Genomic DNA, 18,185 nt, shown 5'->3' on the forward strand with positions numbered 1-18,185 from the left:
GGCGCCATGCTGGGTCTTGATGCACTAGAGCTTGCCAGAATACAGTTCGCCTTTACCGTGTCGTTCCATATTCTGTTCCCGGCCATCACCATTGGATTAGCCAGTTATCTGGCGGTGCTGGAAGGGTTATGGCTGAAGACGCATAACGAAGCCTATCGCGATCTGTATCATTTCTGGTCGAAAATCTTCGCCGTCAACTTTGGCATGGGCGTTGTTTCAGGACTGGTCATGGCCTATCAGTTCGGCACCAACTGGAGCTTTTTCTCCGAATTTGCCGGCAGTATCACCGGGCCGCTTCTGACCTATGAAGTCCTGACCGCCTTTTTCCTCGAAGCCGGCTTCCTTGGCGTTATGCTGTTTGGCTGGAACCGCGTCGGCCCTGGCCTGCACTTTTTCGCTACCTGTATGGTGGCGCTCGGCACGCTGATTTCCACCTTCTGGATCCTGGCCTCCAATAGCTGGATGCAAACGCCACAAGGGCACGAAATCATTAATGGTCAGGTGGTACCGGTTGACTGGCTGAAAGTGATATTTAACCCTTCGTTTCCTTACCGTTTGCTGCATATGTCTACCGCCGCGTTCCTGTCATCGGCGTTCTTTGTCGGTGCCTCCGCCGCCTGGCACCTGTTGCGTGGCCGCGATACGCCGGCAATGCGCACCATGCTGTCAATGGCGATGTGGATGGCGCTGATTGTCGCCCCGATCCAGGCGTTTATCGGCGACGCCCACGGTCTGAACACCCTCAAACACCAACCGGCAAAAATCGCGGCGATCGAGGGGCACTGGGAGAATCCTCCGGGAGAAGCTACGCCGCTGATCCTGGTGGGCTGGCCGGATATGCAGCGGGAAGAAACCCGTTACAAACTGGAAATACCGGTACTCGGCAGCCTGATCCTGACGCATAGCCTGACCGAGCAAATTCCGGCGCTGAAGTCCTTCCCGCCGGAAGACCGGCCCAACTCCACCATCGTGTTCTGGACCTTCCGCATCATGGTCGGCATGGGCATGCTGATGATCCTGGCCGGCGTCTGGAGCCTGTGGCTACGCTGGCGCGGCGGGTTGTATCATTCCAGACCCTTCCTGCACTTCATCTTGTGGATGGGGCCATCAGGTCTGATCGCCCTGCTTGCGGGTTGGTTCACCACTGAAATAGGCCGCCAACCCTGGGTGGTTTACGGATTGTTGCGGACCAAGGATGCGGTCTCCGCCCACGGCGAACTGCATATGAGCATCAGCCTGTTGGCATTTATCGTGGTGTATTGCTCGGTGTTCGGCGTCGGTTACGTTTATATGATGAGGCTGATCCGCAAGGGGCCACAAACCCACGAGGGGCATCAGCCCGACGACACCGACGGTCGACCGGCGCGCCCGCTGTCCGCCGTAAAAGAAAATCTGGACGACAGGAGCTGAACATGGGTATCGATCTTCCGCTTATCTGGTTTTTGATCATCGTGTTCAGCATCATGATGTACGTGGTGATGGACGGTTTCGATTTGGGTATCGGCATCCTGTTCCCCTGGGTAAAGGCCAGCCGCGATCGCGATGTAATGATGAACACCGTCGCACCGGTATGGGATGGCAACGAAACCTGGCTGGTGCTGGGCGGTGCCGGACTGTTTGGCGCTTTCCCGCTGGCCTACGCGGTGATCCTCGACGCCTTGGCAATCCCGCTGACCCTGATGCTGATCGGCCTGATTTTCCGCGGCGTGGCGTTCGAGTTTCGCTTCAAGGCCAGCGAAAATCGCCGGCATATCTGGGACAAGGCGTTTATCGGCGGTTCGTTGCTGGCGACGTTCTGTCAGGGGATCGTCGTTGGCGCGATACTTAACGGTTTCCCGGTGGAAAACCGGGGCTACGCCGGCGGTGCGCTCGACTGGCTGACGCCGTTCGCCTTGTTTTGCGGTCTGGGGCTGGTGGTGGCTTACGCCCTGCTCGGCTGCACCTGGCTGGTGATGAAGACCGCCGGCGAACTGCAGGCGCGCATGTATCAGCTGGCAGTCCCGCTGCTGCTGACCCTATTGGCGATCCTGGCTGGCGTCAGCATCTGGACGCCCATCGCCCATGAGGAAATTGCCCAGCGCTGGTTCAGTCTGCCAAACCTGTTCTGGCTGCTGCCGGTGCCGCTGCTGGTATTGCTCAGCGCCTGGGGGATCCGCCGCGGCGTACAGCGTAACGCCCACTATTCGCCGTTTATGCTGACGCTACTGTTGGTGTTCCTCGGTTTGAGCGGGTTGGGCATCAGCATCTGGCCGCTGCTGATCCCGCCGTCAATCAGCCTGTGGGAAGCGGCTTCACCGCCGCAAAGCCTGGGCTTTATGCTGATTGGCGCGCTGTTTATCATCCCGATTATTCTGGTTTACACCTTCTGGAGCTACTACGTGTTCCGCGGCAAGGTCAGCCATGAACACGGCTATCACTGATGAAGGAGGCCACCATGAAGGATAATAACAACGCCACCCCGTGGTGGAAACGACTCGGCTGGCTGGTAATTATCTGGAGCGCCAGCGTCTTGGGTCTGTTCGTTGTCGCCTCGCTGTTCCGCCTGCTGATGGGCGCTGCGGGCATGAAATCGCACTGATCGCCTGCCTGTTGCGCCGCCGGCATTATCTGTCGGCGGCGCCGTTCGGGAAATAGAACGACACTACCAGCGTCACCAAAGGCAAAGCACCAATGCGCAGCAGTTCGAACACCTGCCGCAGCGGCTGATTGTCGTCCCAATAGGCATGAGCGGCGAACACGCCGACGCAAATGACAAACAGACCGCCCAGTACCTGTCTGGCCAGACGTAACCGTTCCATTTCGTCAAACGTGGCACTGGTGTCGCAGTATAACTCGCTAACGTTCACCAGTTTTTCCTGGCGTTTCACGCGCATTAAAACAATCCCTGTACCTTGCCGATCACCTCAAGCTCACCGCCCTCGGTGTCGCGCACCACGGCAAGCGTCGTGCCATCCTGTCTCAGCCAATGGTGATCGGCCAACGCCAGTAACGAAAACGCCTTCACGATCACCTCCGTTTTAGCGATGCCATGACGTGCGGCCATGGCATTTAAACTGTCATCAATCTCGTTGGAAATCAGTAAGGGCAAACGACGCATGATCCACCTCCTGTGGCCTTGACTAAGCTGGCTAGACTGTAGCGCCATCGCCGCAGCGGTTCAATTAGCGAACTGCGTAACGCTTCGCAAATTCAGCAGGTTTTTAGCGTGAAATCAAATACAAGAGAAAAGAAGAAAAGAAAATCCGCGCTGCCTGGCAGCCTTGCAGCCAGCGCGGAGAGCAGGACTAACGGCGATTGCGCACCAGTTGATAGCGACGCGTCAGGTACTCCACCGGCGCGCTCCAGATATGCACCAGGCGGCAGAACGGAAACAGCACAAACAGCGTCATGCCTAACACCATGTGCAGTTTGAAGATCGGCGCCACCCCGACCAGGTGCTGCGATGCCCCTGCGTGGAAGGTCACCACCGCCTGCGCCCAAGCCACCAGCTTCATCATCTCGCTGCCGTCCATATGCTGAGCCGAGAACGGAATCGTCAGCAAACCCAGACAGACTTGTATCACCAGCAGCGTCAGGATCAGAATATCGCCGGTACTGCTGGTGGCACGCACCCGCGGATTGGTCAGCCGACGTTTCAGCAACAGTCCGCCACCGATCAGCGTCATCACGCCGCAGGCTCCGCCGGCGATCATCGCCAGTTTCTGTTTCACATCAATTGGCAAGAAAGACGCGTACATCCAGTGCGGCGTCAGCATGCCCAACAGGTGTCCGGCAAAGATGCCGATAATGCCAATGTGAAACAGGTTGGACGCCAGCCGCATCCCCTTCTTGTCCAGCATCTGGCTGGAGCCGGCACGCCAGCTGTATTGACCATAATCGTAACGCAACCAACTGCCGATCAGGAAAACCGCCCCTGCCAGATACGGGTAAATATCAAAGAAAAACTGATTCAAATATTGCATGGTTATCTTCCTTTGCTTGCCGTTGCCGCCAGATCGAGATATTGCGGCGCTACCGCACCGGCGAAACGCCGCTGGTGCGCGCTCTGCTGTTCGGAGCCACAGCCTGGCTGTTCGCCAAGGAAGCGGATTTGCTCCTCTTCCCATACCGCATCCAACGCCTGCGGCGTGTCGTCGCGCGCTTCTTGCGCCACCTGCGTTGTCAGCGCCTGGGTTTGCACGTCGCTGCCGGACAGTGCCAGCAGCACATCGAACAACACGCCATAAGGGCTTTGCCGCTGGTGCAAACGGGCACCAAGCAGTGCCAGAATCGGCGCAATATCCAACAGGCCATCGCGCGCCGGACTGTTATCCCGGCCGGACAGGTATTCAAGGTACAGCGGCAGGAAATCCGGCAGTTCGCGGCTGTCGATTTCCAGCCCCTCGGCGCGGTATTGCGCCATCAGGTCAACCATCGCCTGGCCACGATCGCGCGACTCGCCGTGCACGTGCTCAAACAGCAGCAGCGAGGTGGCGCGACCGCGATCGAACAACTCACAATATTCCGCCTGCACATCAAGCAATGGCCGCGAACAGAAAGCGTGGATAAAGCCAATCAGCTGGGCGCTATGGTGCAAATCCAGTTCGTTGGCCGACTCCAGCGCCGCCAGCAGTTCCGGATGATGATCCCAGAGTTGACGGTCCGGATAATCCAGCAGGCGCGCAATTATGCGTAGAGCAATCATCACACCTCCTCCCTGCGGATCGTTTTCTGGCTGATATCGATAGCGTCAATACGACGGCTGTTGAACAGGTTGAACTTGCCGTCGCTGCCGTGGCAGCCGTCACCGAAACTGAAACCGCAGCCCTTGCTTTCCGGGAAGGCTTCGCGTGCCAACTCACGGTGACTGGAGGGCACCACGAAGCGGTCTTCGTAGTTGGCAATCGCCAGATAGCGGTACATTTCCTGCGCCTGCGCTTCGCTCAGACCGACCTGTTCCAGTGCACGGGTATCCACCACGCCGTCGACGGTTTCAGCACGTTTGTAGTGGCGCATGGCCAGCATGCGCTTGAGCGCCAGCAGCACCGGCGCGGTGTCGCCGGCGGTCAGCAGATTGGCCAGATACTGCACCGGAATACGCAGACTTTCGACCTCTGGCAGCACGCCGCTGTGCGCCAGCTCGCCGGCATCCGCCGCCGACTGAATCGGCGACAATGGCGGCACATACCACACCATTGGCAAGGTACGGTATTCCGGGTGCAGCGGCAGCGCCAGCTTCCAGTCCATTGCCATCTTGTAGACCGGCGATTGCTGCGCCGCGTCGATGACGCTTTGCGGTATACCGTCCGCCAACGCCTGGGCAATCACCGCCGGATCGTTTGGATCGAGGAAGATATCCAACTGTCGCTGGTACAGATCCTGCTCGTTTTCCGCTGCCGCCGCCTGTTCAATGCGGTCGGCGTCATACAGCAGCACGCCGAGATAGCGAATGCGGCCAACGCAGGTTTCAGAACAGACGGTCGGCTGCCCCGCTTCAATGCGCGGATAGCAGAAAATGCATTTTTCAGACTTGCCGCTCTTCCAGTTGAAATAGATTTTCTTGTACGGACAGCCGGTCAGACACATGCGCCACCCCCGGCATTTGTCTTGATCGATCAGCACAATGCCGTCCTCGCCGCGCTTATAGATAGCGCCGCTTGGACAGGTCGCCACGCACGCCGGATTGAGGCAGTGTTCGCACAGACGCGGTAAATACATCATGAAGGTGTTTTCGAACTGGCCGTACATCGCCTTTTGCATATTGTCGAAGTTTTTATCCTTCGAACGTTTGTCGAACTCACCGCCGAGGATCTCTTCCCAGTTCGGGCCGTTTTCGATCTTTTTCATCCGCTGACCGGTAATCAGCGAACGCGGGCGGGCGATCGGCTGATGCTTGCCCTGCGGCGCGCTATGCAGATTCTGATAGTCGTAGTCAAACGGCTCATAGTAGTCGTCCAGCGCCGGTACGTCCGGGTTGGCGAAGATCTTCGACAACAGTCCCACCCGGCCGCCCATGCGCGGCTCCAGTTTGCCGTTGATTTTTCGGATCCAGCCGCCACGCCATTTTTCCTGATCTTCCCAGGCATGCGGATAACCGACGCCCGGCTTGCTTTCGACGTTGTTGAACCAGGCATACTCCACGCCTTCCCGGCTGGTCCAGACATTTTTACAAGTCACCGAACAGGTGTGGCAGCCGATGCATTTGTCGAGGTTCAGCACCATGCCGACTTGCGAACGTATTTTCATTGGTTTTTCTCCTGCTGGCTGCCCTGCATATCGTCGTTACCTTCCCCGTCCAGCCAATCGATGCGGTTCATTTTACGCACTACCACAAACTCATCGCGGTTGGAGCCGACGGTGCCGTAATAGTTGAAGCCGTAGCTCAGCTGCGCGTAGCCACCGATCATATGGGTCGGTTTCGGGCAAACGCGGGTCACCGAGTTGTGAATGCCGCCGCGCTGACTGGTGATTTCCGAGCCCGGAATATTCACGATGCGTTCCTGCGCGTGATACATCATGGTCATGCCGGCCGGAATACGTTGACTGACCACCGCACGCGCGGTCAGCGCGCCGTTGGCGTTGAACGCTTCGATCCAGTCGTTGTCGGCAATGCCCAGATCTTTGGCGTCATCCTCGCTCAGCCAGACAATCGGCCCACCGCGCGACAGCGTCAGCATCAACAGGTTGTCGCTGTAGGTGGAGTGAATACCCCACTTCTGGTGCGGCGTCAGGAAGTTGAGCGCCTTCTCTTTATTGCCGTTCGGCTTGCGGTTCAGCAGCGGCTGCGCAGCCCGGGTGTTGATCGGCGGGCGGTAAACCAACAGGCTCTCGCCGAAGGCGCGCATCCATTCGTGATCCTGATAAATCTGCTGGCGACCGCTCAGCGTGCGCCAGGGGATCAGCTCGTGTACGTTGGTGTAGCAGGCGTTGTACGACACGTGTTCATCTTCCAGCCCAGACCAGGTCGGGCTGGAAATAATCTTGCGCGGCTGGGCCTGAATATCGCGAAAGCGAATCTTTTCGTCTTCCTTGTTCAGCGCCAGGTGGCTATGGTCACGGCCGGTAACCTTGCTCAGCGCCTGCCAGGCCTTGACCGCAACCTGACCATTGGTTTCCGGCGCCAGCGACAGGATCACCTCGGCGGCGTCAATGGCGCTTTCGATCTTCGGCCGACCGATAGCCGGGCCGTCGGTCTTGACGTAATTGAGTTTTTTCAGGAAATCGACTTCGGTCTGGGTATTCCAGCCGATGCCTTTACCGCCGTTGCCGAGCCGATCCAGCAACGGGCCAAGCGAGGTAAAACGCTGGTAGGTGGCCGGATAGTCACGCTCCACCAGCATGATGTGCGGCGCGGTTTTCCCCGGGATCAGATCGCATTCACCGCGTTTCCAGTCCTGTACGCCAAATGGCTGTGCCAATTCGGCGGCGGAATCGTGCTGGATAGGCAAGGTCACCACGTCGGTTTCCTGTCCCAGATGGCCGACGCACACCTCGGAGAAGGTTTTGGCGATGCCTTTGTAAATCTCCCAGTCGCTTTTCGATTCCCAGGCTGGATCGACCGCCGCCGACAGCGGGTGAATAAACGGATGCATATCCGAAGTATTCATGTCGTCCTTTTCATACCAGGTGGCGGTTGGCAAGACGATATCGGAATACAGGCAGGTGCTGGACATGCGGAAGTCGAGCGTCACCACCAGATCCAGTTTGCCTTCGCCGCCGTTATCCTGCCATTCCACCTCTTGCGGCTTCACCCCGCCCTGTTGGCCCAGATCCTGGCCCTGAATGCCATTCTCGGTTCCCAGCAGGTACTTCAGCATGTATTCGTGGCCCTTGCCGGAAGAGCCCAGCAGGTTAGAACGCCAGACAAACAGGTTACGCGGGAAGTTCTGCGGATTGTCCGGCTGTTCGGCGGCAAAGCGCAACGTCCCCTGTTTAAGGCTGTCAACGGTGTAATCCAGCGGCGACTGGCCGGCGGCCTTGGCCTGCGCGGCGATATGCAGCGGGTTGACGTCCAGCTGCGGTGCCGACGGTAGCCACCCCATGCGCTCGGCGCGCACGTTAAGGTCAATCAGACTGCCACCGAAGCGTGATTTATCCGCCAGCGGCGACAGCAGTTCTTCGGTACCGACGGTTTCGTAGCGCCACTGACTGGAGTGGTTATAGAAGAACGAGGTACCGTTCATCTGGCGCGGCGGTCGCTGCCAGTCCAGGCCGAACGCCAGCGGTAACCAGCCGGTCTGTGGCCGCAGTTTTTCCTGACCGACGTAGTGCGCCCAGCCGCCACCGCTCTGGCCGACACAGCCGCAGAAGATCAGCATATTGATCAGCCCACGGTAGTTCATGTCCATGTGATACCAGTGGTTCATACCGGCACCGACGATGATCATCGAACGACCGTGGGTTTTTTCGGCGTTCTCGGCAAACTCGCGCGCAATGCGGATGATGTTCTGGCGCGAAACGCCGGTGATTTGCTCCGCCCAGGCGGGAGAATAGGCCTTGATATCGTCGTAGTTCGCCGCACAGTTGTCGTCGTTCAGCCCACGTTCAAGACCGTAGTTGGCCAGCGTCAGATCGTATACGCTGGTAACCAGCGCCTCGCTGCCGTCCGCCAGTTGCAGACGCTTGACCGGCAGCTTATGCAGCAGGATCTGTTGCAGCGCCACGCTGTTGAAATGTTCGCTTTCCACGCCGCCGAAATACGGGAAACCGACCTCGACTACCTCATCATGCGCATCCAGCAGGCTCAGTTGCAGCTCAACCTCCTGCTGATGCTGACCTTCGCGCTGTTCAAGATTCCATTTGCCCTGCTCGCCCCAACGGAAACCGATAGAGCCTTGCGGCGCTACCAGTTGGCCGGTGTGCCGATCGAGCGCAATGGTTTTCCATTCAGGGTTGTTGTCCTGCCCCAGGGCGTCGACCAGGTCGCTGGCACGCAGCATACGGCCGGCGGCATAGTGGCCGGCTTCGCGCGGCTCCAGCAGCACCAGCATCGGCATATCGGTATAGCGGCGCAGGTAATCGCGGAAATAACCGACCTGACGATCGAGGTGGAACTCCTTGAGCATCACGTGGCCCATCGCCAGTGCCATGGCGCTGTCCGTGCCCTGCTTCGGATTCAGCCAGTGGTCGCACAGCTTGGCAACCTCCGCATAATCTGGCGTGACCGCCACGGTTTTGGTGCCTTTGTAACGCACTTCGGTAAAGAAGTGCGCATCCGGGGTACGCGTCTGTGGCACGTTGGAACCCCAGGCAATGATGTATGACGAATTGTACCAGTCAGCGGATTCCGGGACGTCGGTCTGTTCACCCCAGGTCATCGGCGAGGCCGGTGGCAAATCGCAGTACCAATCGTAGAAACTCAGACAGGTACCGCCAATCAGCGACAGATAACGCGCCCCGGCGGCATATGACACCATCGACATTGCCGGAATCGGCGAAAAACCGATAATCCGGTCCGGGCCAAAAGTTTTGGCGGTGTACACGTTAGACGCGGCGATCAGTTCGTTAACCTCTTGCCAGCTGGAGCGCACAAAACCACCGCGACCGCGCGCCACTTTGTAGCTTTTGGCTTTTTCCGGGTCGGCAACGATCGAGCCCCAGGCATCGACCGGATCGCTGTGCTGCGCTTTGGCCTCGCGCCACAGTTTCATCAGGCGTTTGCGCATCAGCGGATATTTCAGGCGGTTGGCACTGTACAGATACCACGAATAACTGGCGCCACGCGGGCAGCCACGCGGTTCGTGGTTGGGCAGATCGGGACGGGTACGCGGATAATCGGTCTGCTGGGTTTCCCAGGTGACCAGGCCATTCTTCACGTAAATTTTCCAGCTGCACGAGCCGGTACAGTTTACCCCGTGGGTGGAACGCACCACTTTATCGTGTTGCCAGCGGCTGCGATAGCCGTCTTCCCAGTCGCGGTTGGCGTTCAGCGTCTGACCATGCTCGCCGGAAAACGGCTCGGCCAACTGCTTGAAATAGCGGAACCGGTCTAAAAACTTGCTCATCCGGAGTTCTCCTGAAGGCTCTCTCGTTGTAGGTATACCCGGGCGCTCAACCAATGTCTGACAGGGTGCAAACGACGGGTATCGACATTGCTCACTCTGCGGCCAGCCTACTTTTGCCTCAGCGCCAACAATTTGATTGTGATCAAGGGAATACCGGGGAAACGGCGACGGAAAACAGAAAATACCACCAAAGGATTAACGCCAAAAAACAGCATTACTCATTGATTAATAACATAATTATAAAAACATCCTTGCCAGGCGACGGGTATCCTGAGGGGGAGGGATATTTGGAGGTAGACGCGCGATGCGCCGGCGGCATCGCGCATCGGAATGCTTGCTTAGCGGTTCAGCCACAGGCTACGGGAACCGACCGCCGGCAGCGACAGGGTCAGCGTCGTCGCCCCCTGATGATGCCAGCCTGCCGGTAATTGCAGCCGCAGCGTCACCGGGCGATAAAACGGGTTGGTCACCAACAGCAAGGCGCGCCGCTGGTCGGCAAAGATGCGCGCCGGGATCGCCGGGTTGCTGCCGATCGGCGTTAAACGCCGGCCGCTAAGCAGATACGGGGTAAAGCTCTTGATCTGCAACGCCACCGCCGCCACGCCGCGCCAGCTGTCGGCCTGCGCCTGCGGATAGAGACGCCCCTGCTGGCGCCGATAGAACAGATCGGTATAGGAGTAAAACAGCAGGCCATTGGCACCGCCGATCAGCGCCTGCCAGGCCTGACTGCGGATCTCGTCTTCATTCGGTTGGTGTGGCCGACGGCGGGGATCATAGGCGGCGTGATCCATGATTTGAATCACCACCCAGGCCCCCTTGACCCGCCTGGCAGCCTGCACCGTCAACGCGGTATAACGCGTGGTGCGGGTCAGATCGTCATCCACGCCCACCGGGTACGGATCGGTCGCCAGAATATCTGCGCCATGGTAATAGGCGTCCAGATCCGCGGTCTTGTTCAACACCTGGAAGGTCGGATGGTCGCGGTCCAGACGACGGATTTGCCGCTGCCTGGCGACAATCTGCCCAAGGTATTCCGGCCCCAGCTCATCGTTGATATACCAGGCCAGCAGATTGGGCTGGCCTTTCAGCCGCATCACCTGCCAGGCGGCCAATGCCGGATAGCCCGAGCGCGTCGGCGGTGCGAAACGGCTACCGGGATACAGGTCTTTCAGCGAATAGATCACCTGCAATCCCTGGCGCTGTGCACGACGGAAAAAACCATAGGGATCTTTGCCGTTGCCATAGTTGTAATTCAGCACGCTGTTGAACCCGGCGGCGGCGATACGCGCCAGATGCCGCTCGCTGGTTATGTCGGCATAAATGCCCAACGGGAAAATGCGCTGCCCGGCCTTGCGGGTAAACCCGTCGGCGTCGATGCTCACCGCCGCCGCTGGCAGGCCCAGTTCAAGCGGTACTTCGCTGCTTGGCCCCTGCGGCGCCATCGTCGCCGTGACTTGCTGACGCAGACGATATTCCCCGGCCGGCAGCGCCGGCGGCAGGTCAAACTGCAACCGATGGCGTTTGTCTATCTGCAACCGCTGCGAGCTGCTTTTGATGGTACGCCCCTGGCGGTCAAGCAGGCGACTGTCCACCTGTACGCGCTGTGCAGACGCGACCTCGATCAGCGTCTGCGCGTTGCCGTTTTGCCCGACACCCAGCGGATACAACGCCGGCTGTGGCGGCCGCACGCAGGCGTACAGATCGTCAAACCACGCCTCGCCGCTGCTATAACGGCGCAGGTAGACCCCCAGCGTAACCCGGGCCGCCTGCGCCGGCACGGTATATCGGGCGCGGATAGACTGCCAGTCGGCGCTACCGCTAACGCCCCGCGGGTAGCTGCCCTCCAGAAACCGCCCTTGTGCATCGAAGCTTTGCAGGTAGACGCTGGCACCGTTGTCGCCCGTGGCTCCGCGCACATTATGCACGCGGATCCAGGCGCCAAAGTCGATCGTCTGCCCCGGTTGCACCGACAGCCGCTGACTGAAGGTGTGGTAACCCTCGGCAGGCGAAGGCCGATAATACAGCGCCGCGCCACCACCGCGCCCCGCGGCCACAACCCGCGCCCCTGCGCTGCGCCAGGCTTGCGCCCCCTGTTCAAAGCCGGGATTGATCAGCAGGTTCGGCGCACAGACGTTTGCCTGCGCCCCCGCGGCCAGCCAGCAGCTGGCCAGCAGCAGCGCACGATACGGATTGCCGGTGCTCATTGTCTTTTCATCGCCGCGTTGAACAGATAGGCAAAGAACAGCAGGCAGGATTTTTGATACGACAGGCCCAGATGATTGCGATAGATTTTCCACTGCCAGTCCGCCGCCTTGATTTTATTGCCTGACAGCGACTGACCGGAAAGCCGATAAAATGCCAGCGGTTCGGGAATGCAGTAAGCCAGGCTGTTGCGCGCCTTACGCAGGATCGCCAGCCACATCAGATAATCTTCGTGCCCCAGATTTTGCTGATACACCTTACCGGTACGGCGCTGGTTATAGATGCCGGTCAGGTTGCCGATCCAGTTGCTCTTCAACATATCCTGATAGCCGATGATCTCTTCTGCGCCACGGTAATTCTTGACGCACTGCGGATCGTTTTCAAAGGTGTAGTAATGCGAACACACCACGTCATAACGCTCGGATTGCAGTATTTCAACCTGACGCGCCAGTTTGCTGTGGTGCCAGACATCGTCACTGTCGCAAAAGGCCAGATAGTCGCCGCGTGCCGCTTCTATGCCGATATTACGCGTCTCCGCTACCCCGTAGTTCTGCCGATTGCGAATATAGGTCAGCCGATCGTGAATGTACGGTTTGACCATCTCGGCGGTGTTGTCGCTAGAGGCATCATCAATCACGTACAGGTGATAGTCGCTGAAACGCTGGTTGAGCACGCCGAGTATCGACGCATTGATCGAGGCCGCGGCATTGTAGGCCGGCATGATGATTGACACTTTTTCCATGTTTTCCTCACGTAATGATGTGCTGCCATTGGGGATAAATGCGTTCTGGCGCAAAACGCTGCGCCTTGGCCAGCGACGCGGCGGAAAAACGCCGGCGCAGTGGTTCATCGTCGATCAGCGTCAGCACGCATTGGCAAAACTGCTGCCGATCGCCCTCCGGCACCAGATAGCCGTTAACGTCGGGCTCGATCAGCTGCGCCGGCCCGGTCAGACAGTCATAGGCCACCAGCGGCAAGCCGAAGCTCATCGATTCAATCAGTACCATCGGCAGCCCTTCATAGCGGGAGGTCATCAGCGTCAGGCTGGCACGGCGGTAATACGCCGTTACATCCCGGGTTGCCGGCAGCAGGCGCACCTGCCGTTGCAGGCCGCATTCGATAATCTGCCGTTGCAGCGCGGCGCGATCCGGCCCGTCGCCGACAATCAGCAACTGCCAGTCCGGTGCCTGCTGCGCCACGCTGCGCCAGATGTCGATCAGCCGATCGAAGCCCTTCTGCGGGCTGAGCCGGCCCATCGCCAACGCCACCTTGCCTCGTTGCCCGAGATCTGGCGGCTGCGCCGCAAACGGCGACACATTCTCGATCACCTGGCATTTGTTGCCGCCGATGCGCCGGGCGATAACGTCGCGGTCTTGCCGGGTCAGCAAAACCACCTGGTCGCTCAGGCGGTAAACCAACAGCTTCAGCCACTTCATCGGCCAGGGGTACTGGTGGAAACTGACGTGCTCACTCAGCACCAACCGACTATGCGGGCACAGCAGGCGCAGGTACGGCACGCTAATCGCCGACAGTCGGCCCATGGAAACGATGATGATGGCGTCAAAACGCCCGCGCCGCAGCGTCCAGGCAAGCCGCCACGGCCAGAGCGGCGTGCGGCCGGCCAAAAAGCGCAGCAAGACCGCATCCTCCAACGGAAAAAAGGTGCGATCGCCGCTGATGGAAAACAGCGTTACTCGCTGTCCGGCCTGGCGCGCCAACGCATTGGCCAGCCCGCTGGCAACCCGTTCGGTGCCGCCCTTGCCCGCCATGTTTTCAATCACTATGGCAATGTTTCGTTGCGGCATATCACCTCCTGAAACCGTTGCGCGCATTGCGCAGCAGTCGACCGCCGATCGGGAACAGCCCCAGCCGCGCCAGCCAGTCGCCATACAGTTTTATCACCTTGAATTTGCCGCTCAGGGTGTGGCGCACGATACGCGATGAGTAATAGGTGAAGGCCTGCTGATTTTCGCTGTACAGTGACGCCAACAGGTGCTTGCAGGCAAAGCCGCTGATGTGGCGATCGCTGGGGCGTAAAAAGGTGTCGATAAAACGGTCGCTGGCGTCCAGGTTCAACGTGCCGGTCATGCGTCCACTGCGTCCGACGTCGAGAAAGACACCGCTGCCGGCATCGTGCACCACGTTGGCGCCAAGGTTGGTGGCGTTGACCAGAAATCCCCAGTCCTGATGCTTATAAAGGAACTCCGGGAACAGGAAACGCCGGTCGCCGTGTTTGCGCATGCTGATGGTCGAAGAACGGATATCGCCCATTTCCAGAAACAGAAAATCTTCTCCGGCCGAGCCGCTTTTATACTGGTAGGCGTAGTCGCGTACCGACTCGCCGCGCACTTCGGCATAGTTGCCAAAAATGATGTCGATGCTGACATCCTCATGACGCTTGAGGCGGCGAATAATATAGTTGGTGGTGAAATAATCATCCGAGTCGAGGAAAAACACCACCTCGGCCTGCGCCAGCTGCGCCCCCAGATTGCGCGAAACCGCGGCATTACTTTTTTGCGTCTTTTCGTGCAGCATCACCTGACTGTTGGCCGCCGCCAGTTGCCGCACCTGTGCAATATCTTCGGCATCCGAGCAGTCATCCACCAATACAATCTGGTAATCGAACCCCTGGCAGGCGTTAAAAATCCGCGTCAGCGTGGTCGGTAAATAACCTGCGCTGTTATAGATGGGAATAACAATTGAGAAGTCCATTTCTTACCTCAACGTTAAGGGGGAAAAGTCTTTTTTCGCCCGGTACAGCAGTAACAGGGAAATATTGAATACCGGGACCAAAAAATAGGTTTCAGTAAAGGTGGTCAATAAAAACACCGCGACCACCCAGCGCATAAAACGGCTCAGAAAAGCCAAATTAGCCAACAGACGGCAGTAAACCCACAGCAGCCACAGCGACGCGAGAGCGCCGGCGGAATAAAACAGCGCAAAATAGAAAAAGTCGACCGGCTTGTAGGCGTCAATATTCTGACCAAATAGCGGATTGGGCAGCCCCAGCGCCTGGAACATCTGCCAGGAAAACCAGATGCGCCCGGTCAATGCCTGATTCAGCAGCGCATCCAGCGCCGGGTTGGCTCCCCAGCGCAGCACGCTGACAAACTGGATCAGCAACAGCGTCAACAGCAATACGCTGCAGAACTTGCGGCCAGGCGCCAGGCGCCACAGCGGCGCCAGCCAGAACAGCGCCACCAGCAACAGCGCCAGCAGCAAATAGGTGCGCGAATAGGAGTACATCAGGATCGGCAACAGCATCACCGCCAGCAACAAGGCGGCCAGGTTCTTGATGCCACGGCTGAGCGCGGCGCGATCCAGCAGGCATAACAGCATCGCCAACAACGCGAACAGGTAATACGCCAGCGTATTGGGATTATCAAACCCCAGCGTCAGGCGATTGCCGTAGCGTTCGTCCAGATAAACGAAGCTGTCGGTGTATAGCAGGTACGGCAACGCCACCAGCGCCGCGCTGCTGACGTAGGCGATGACAAAAATGGCCCCGGCGCGTGGCAGATCGACCCGCGACAGAATCAGAAAGGCAATGCTGAACACCACGCCAAACAGATAATCCCCGTGCCCGGTTGCCATATTCAACATGAACAGCAGTATAAAACCGCCCAGCAGGCCCTTTTCCCGGCGCGTGGCGACGGTAAACGCATAGCCGACGTACAGCAGCATGATGCCGTTCAGCACCTTCACCGCCTGCGCGATCGGCGCATTATCAAACGCGCCGGAGGTTAAAAAGGTTTTAAAAAAGAAGATCAGCAAAAAGGTCAACATCACCGTCTGGTCGATAACCCGTTGCGATCCCCCTGCCTGGTCGGCGCATTGCCGTGGTACGGCGGAAATTGGTTTGTGCATCGGCTTCACTCGGTGAAATAACTGCCCCATTCCTGTTCGATATTTTTTGGCATCAGCCGACTGAGTCCAGCCCCCGGGGTAAACGTCAACTCACCGAAGTACACCCGCTGGCCAACCTGATACATATCCACCCGCAGATAGGAAAACTGCTGCACGGTCAGCCGGGCCAGGCGTAGCATGTCGTCGAGCTGGCTCGGCCGTGCCGCCGGCTGCTCGGCATTGGGCAGACAAATGCGGATTTCGGTGCGATTCCAGCGTTCATCAAACAGATCACGCCGGTGCTGGCCAAAGCGCTGATAATCCACCTGAATGAATATGCGTATTTCGCCGTCGCGATTAAAACAGTGAAACTTGAGATCGTTCGGTACCGCACCGTTATCCAACAACAGCCGCTCCGCCATGATGCGCGGTTCGATGTCCTGATAGTGCCTTTCGCGGCTTTGTTGATAAAAGTTGCTGCGCAGCCAACGGCGGGACAAATCGTACAGTTCGGCGTAGCTGACCCGTTGCTTGTCAAACACCAGTCGGTTATAGCCGCTGCCGTGATTGGCCTTGAGGACAAACGCCTGCGGCAGCCGTTGGAACATGTCATAGCTCAGCTCACGCCCTTCGGCATACAGTTCGATCAGGTAATCCTCGCCCCACAGCCCGGCAATGAACTCGCGCACCCTGTATTTATCCGACAGCGTGCTGTAGATGCTGCGTGGGTATACCTTGCGCCGCATGATCTTTTCGCTGAACCCGCGCGGCTGAGCCAAATGAGGCAACCTTTTGAAATACATGGCATATTTTATTTGATGATGCCAGGCATCCGGCAAACGACGGGAAATTCCCTTAATCAGAGCGTTTAACATGCTGTCTCCTTAGCGTGCTGATAAACCGTGGCGCCGCCTGGAAGCAACTGAGCTGCAAACGGGTGATTTTTCCGCCACGGAAAAAACGGTTCAAGACAAAGAATGAGAAGAATTCGGCCAACAGCGTCGATAGCGCGGCACCGACCAGCCCGAAGCGAGGTATCAGCAGCAGGTTCATCGCCACGTTGGCCAACGCCACCAACGGCATTTTTATTGCGATAAAGCGATAGCCGGCCAACAGCACGATGCTGCGGTACGACACCGTGCCCAGCACCGAAAACAGCGAGGTCAGGCCACACAGGCCAAGCACGGTGGCCGCGGGGTGAAACGCCGCGCCATACAGCCAGTCGATCAGCGGTGTCGAAAACAGGTACAGCACCAGCAGCACCGGCAGCGCCATCGTCAACACCGCCAGGTACAGCAGGCGAATGCGGTACTCCTGTTCCACCAGCGTGCGGCAGCCGGCGATGCCCGGCATCAGCGAAGTGATCAGCGCCAACGGCACAAATAGCCATCCCTGGCTCAACGTTGTTGCGGCGCTGTACCAGCCCACCGCCTGCTCGCCAATCAGCGCAGCCAGCATGATCTGATCGATGCGGGTATAGATAACAATCGACAGGCTGGCGAACGCCAACGGCATGCCGACCCGCAACAGATAACGGTCATAGCGACGTGATGGCCGCAATGCCACCTGCGACAACCGATGCAACTCACGGTGAAACAGCAGCCGACGCACGCCATACGGCAAAGCGCTGCTGACGATATACGGCAAGGCAAACCACGCCAGTGGCAGCGCTGCACTCACCAACGCCAACCGCATACCGATCGACAGCAGCAGCGCCAGGTTGTTGATCAGCGTGTTGCGCTTCGATCGCAGCCGCGCGTCGTAGTAAATCTTGTAGACGTCCTGCACCGAAAAATAGGCGCTCACCAGCAATAACAGCGTCATCAGCCGTTGTGCCGGCGGCTGGCCGAACTGACTCCAGACCAGCAGTGGCAACGCCACCAGCAGAAACAGCCGCCGCCGTAATCGTCGCGATGCCATCATCAGCCGTATGCCACTGACCTGCCGGCGCGCGAGACGATTGAAGATCACGCTGTCTGCGCCAAGCTGCGCCAGCGGCACCACGATGGCGATGGTTGCCAACAGGTAATTCAGCGTGCCGAACTGCGCCGGCCCCAGATAGCGCGCCACGTATATCGAGACAAAAATCCCTGACAGGCTCAGCGACACGCGTTCCAACATCAACCATAGCGCGTTGGCCACAATGGCTTTCAT

16 protein-coding genes are annotated in these 18,185 nt (G+C 58.6%); 3 read left to right on the top strand and 13 right to left on the bottom strand.

All coding sequences use genetic code 11. The features are described from left to right. Positions 1 to 6: 6 nt before the first annotated feature. From AC2AXP_RS08955 to AC2AXP_RS08965, 3 genes are read left to right on the top strand one after another with little or no spacing between them, the layout of a single operon-like run. Complete coding sequence (locus AC2AXP_RS08955; protein ID WP_088499714.1) at positions 7 to 1,410, top strand: cytochrome ubiquinol oxidase subunit I; 1,404 nt, start codon at positions 7 to 9, stop codon at positions 1,408 to 1,410. A gap of 2 nt (positions 1,411 to 1,412) precedes the next feature. After that, the gene (gene cydB, locus AC2AXP_RS08960) at positions 1,413 to 2,420 is read left to right on the top strand and encodes a cytochrome d ubiquinol oxidase subunit II (RefSeq protein ID WP_004961716.1); all 1,008 of its coding nucleotides are present in this window, start codon (positions 1,413 to 1,415) and stop codon (positions 2,418 to 2,420) included. Beyond that, positions 2,420 to 2,578 (top strand): DUF2474 domain-containing protein, encoded by a 159-nt coding sequence (locus AC2AXP_RS08965; RefSeq protein ID WP_004961713.1) that lies wholly within the window; start codon positions 2,420 to 2,422, stop codon positions 2,576 to 2,578. Before cydB ends, AC2AXP_RS08965 begins: the two co-directional genes overlap by 1 nt. A gap of 25 nt (positions 2,579 to 2,603) precedes the next feature. Here AC2AXP_RS08965 and AC2AXP_RS08970 read toward each other — a convergent pair whose 3' ends face one another. The 13 genes from AC2AXP_RS08970 to AC2AXP_RS09030 all read right to left on the bottom strand — a co-directional run bounded on the left by AC2AXP_RS08970 (position 2,604) and on the right by AC2AXP_RS09030 (position 18,185). Further along, a complete protein-coding gene (locus AC2AXP_RS08970) occupies positions 2,604 to 2,873 on the bottom strand; it encodes a hypothetical protein (RefSeq protein ID WP_198772898.1) in 270 nt (89 codons plus the stop codon). Beyond that, positions 2,873 to 3,097 carry a hypothetical protein gene (locus AC2AXP_RS08975; protein WP_198772899.1) on the bottom strand — a complete coding sequence of 75 codons (225 nt, stop codon included), beginning with the start codon at positions 3,095 to 3,097 and terminating at the stop codon, positions 2,873 to 2,875. The genes AC2AXP_RS08970 and AC2AXP_RS08975 overlap by 1 nt, the downstream gene beginning before the upstream one ends. A gap of 187 nt (positions 3,098 to 3,284) precedes the next feature. Continuing rightward, the gene (narI, locus tag AC2AXP_RS08980) at positions 3,285 to 3,962 is read right to left on the bottom strand and encodes a respiratory nitrate reductase subunit gamma (protein WP_004961707.1); all 678 of its coding nucleotides are present in this window, start codon (positions 3,960 to 3,962) and stop codon (positions 3,285 to 3,287) included. 2 nt (positions 3,963 to 3,964) lie between these two features. Further along, positions 3,965 to 4,684 carry a nitrate reductase molybdenum cofactor assembly chaperone gene (narJ, locus tag AC2AXP_RS08985; RefSeq protein ID WP_004961704.1) on the bottom strand — a complete coding sequence of 240 codons (720 nt, stop codon included), beginning with the start codon at positions 4,682 to 4,684 and terminating at the stop codon, positions 3,965 to 3,967. Then, entirely contained in the window at positions 4,684 to 6,225 is a 1,542-nt protein-coding gene (narH, locus tag AC2AXP_RS08990; RefSeq protein WP_004961700.1) for a nitrate reductase subunit beta, read from the bottom strand. The genes narJ and narH overlap by 1 nt, the downstream gene beginning before the upstream one ends. Next, positions 6,222 to 9,983, bottom strand: coding sequence for a nitrate reductase subunit alpha (locus AC2AXP_RS08995; protein ID WP_484381572.1), 3,762 nt, complete (start codon positions 9,981 to 9,983; stop codon positions 6,222 to 6,224). The genes narH and AC2AXP_RS08995 overlap by 4 nt, the downstream gene beginning before the upstream one ends. Positions 9,984 to 10,321: 338 nt before the next feature. Next, complete coding sequence (locus tag AC2AXP_RS09000; protein WP_484381573.1) at positions 10,322 to 12,187, bottom strand: carbohydrate-binding protein CenC; 1,866 nt, start codon at positions 12,185 to 12,187, stop codon at positions 10,322 to 10,324. Next, on the bottom strand, positions 12,184 to 12,927 hold the full coding sequence (locus tag AC2AXP_RS09005) for a glycosyltransferase family 2 protein (protein WP_004961681.1): 744 nt from the start codon (positions 12,925 to 12,927) through the stop codon (positions 12,184 to 12,186). The genes AC2AXP_RS09000 and AC2AXP_RS09005 overlap by 4 nt, the downstream gene beginning before the upstream one ends. Positions 12,928 to 12,934: 7 nt before the next feature. Then, on the bottom strand, positions 12,935 to 13,990 hold the full coding sequence (locus AC2AXP_RS09010) for a glycosyltransferase family 4 protein (protein WP_004961679.1): 1,056 nt from the start codon (positions 13,988 to 13,990) through the stop codon (positions 12,935 to 12,937). A 1-nt stretch (position 13,991) separates the two neighbouring features. Beyond that, complete coding sequence (locus tag AC2AXP_RS09015) at positions 13,992 to 14,897, bottom strand: glycosyltransferase family 2 protein (RefSeq protein WP_004961675.1); 906 nt, start codon at positions 14,895 to 14,897, stop codon at positions 13,992 to 13,994. 3 nt (positions 14,898 to 14,900) lie between these two features. After that, complete coding sequence (locus AC2AXP_RS09020; protein ID WP_088499718.1) at positions 14,901 to 16,052, bottom strand: hypothetical protein; 1,152 nt, start codon at positions 16,050 to 16,052, stop codon at positions 14,901 to 14,903. A 5-nt stretch (positions 16,053 to 16,057) separates the two neighbouring features. After that, positions 16,058 to 16,906, bottom strand: coding sequence for an ATP-grasp fold amidoligase family protein (locus AC2AXP_RS09025; protein ID WP_273869997.1), 849 nt, complete (start codon positions 16,904 to 16,906; stop codon positions 16,058 to 16,060). Beyond that, complete coding sequence (locus AC2AXP_RS09030) at positions 16,887 to 18,185, bottom strand: flippase (protein WP_004961666.1); 1,299 nt, start codon at positions 18,183 to 18,185, stop codon at positions 16,887 to 16,889. The genes AC2AXP_RS09025 and AC2AXP_RS09030 overlap by 20 nt, the downstream gene beginning before the upstream one ends.

Source organism: Serratia sp. Sp408 (assembly GCF_057180665.1).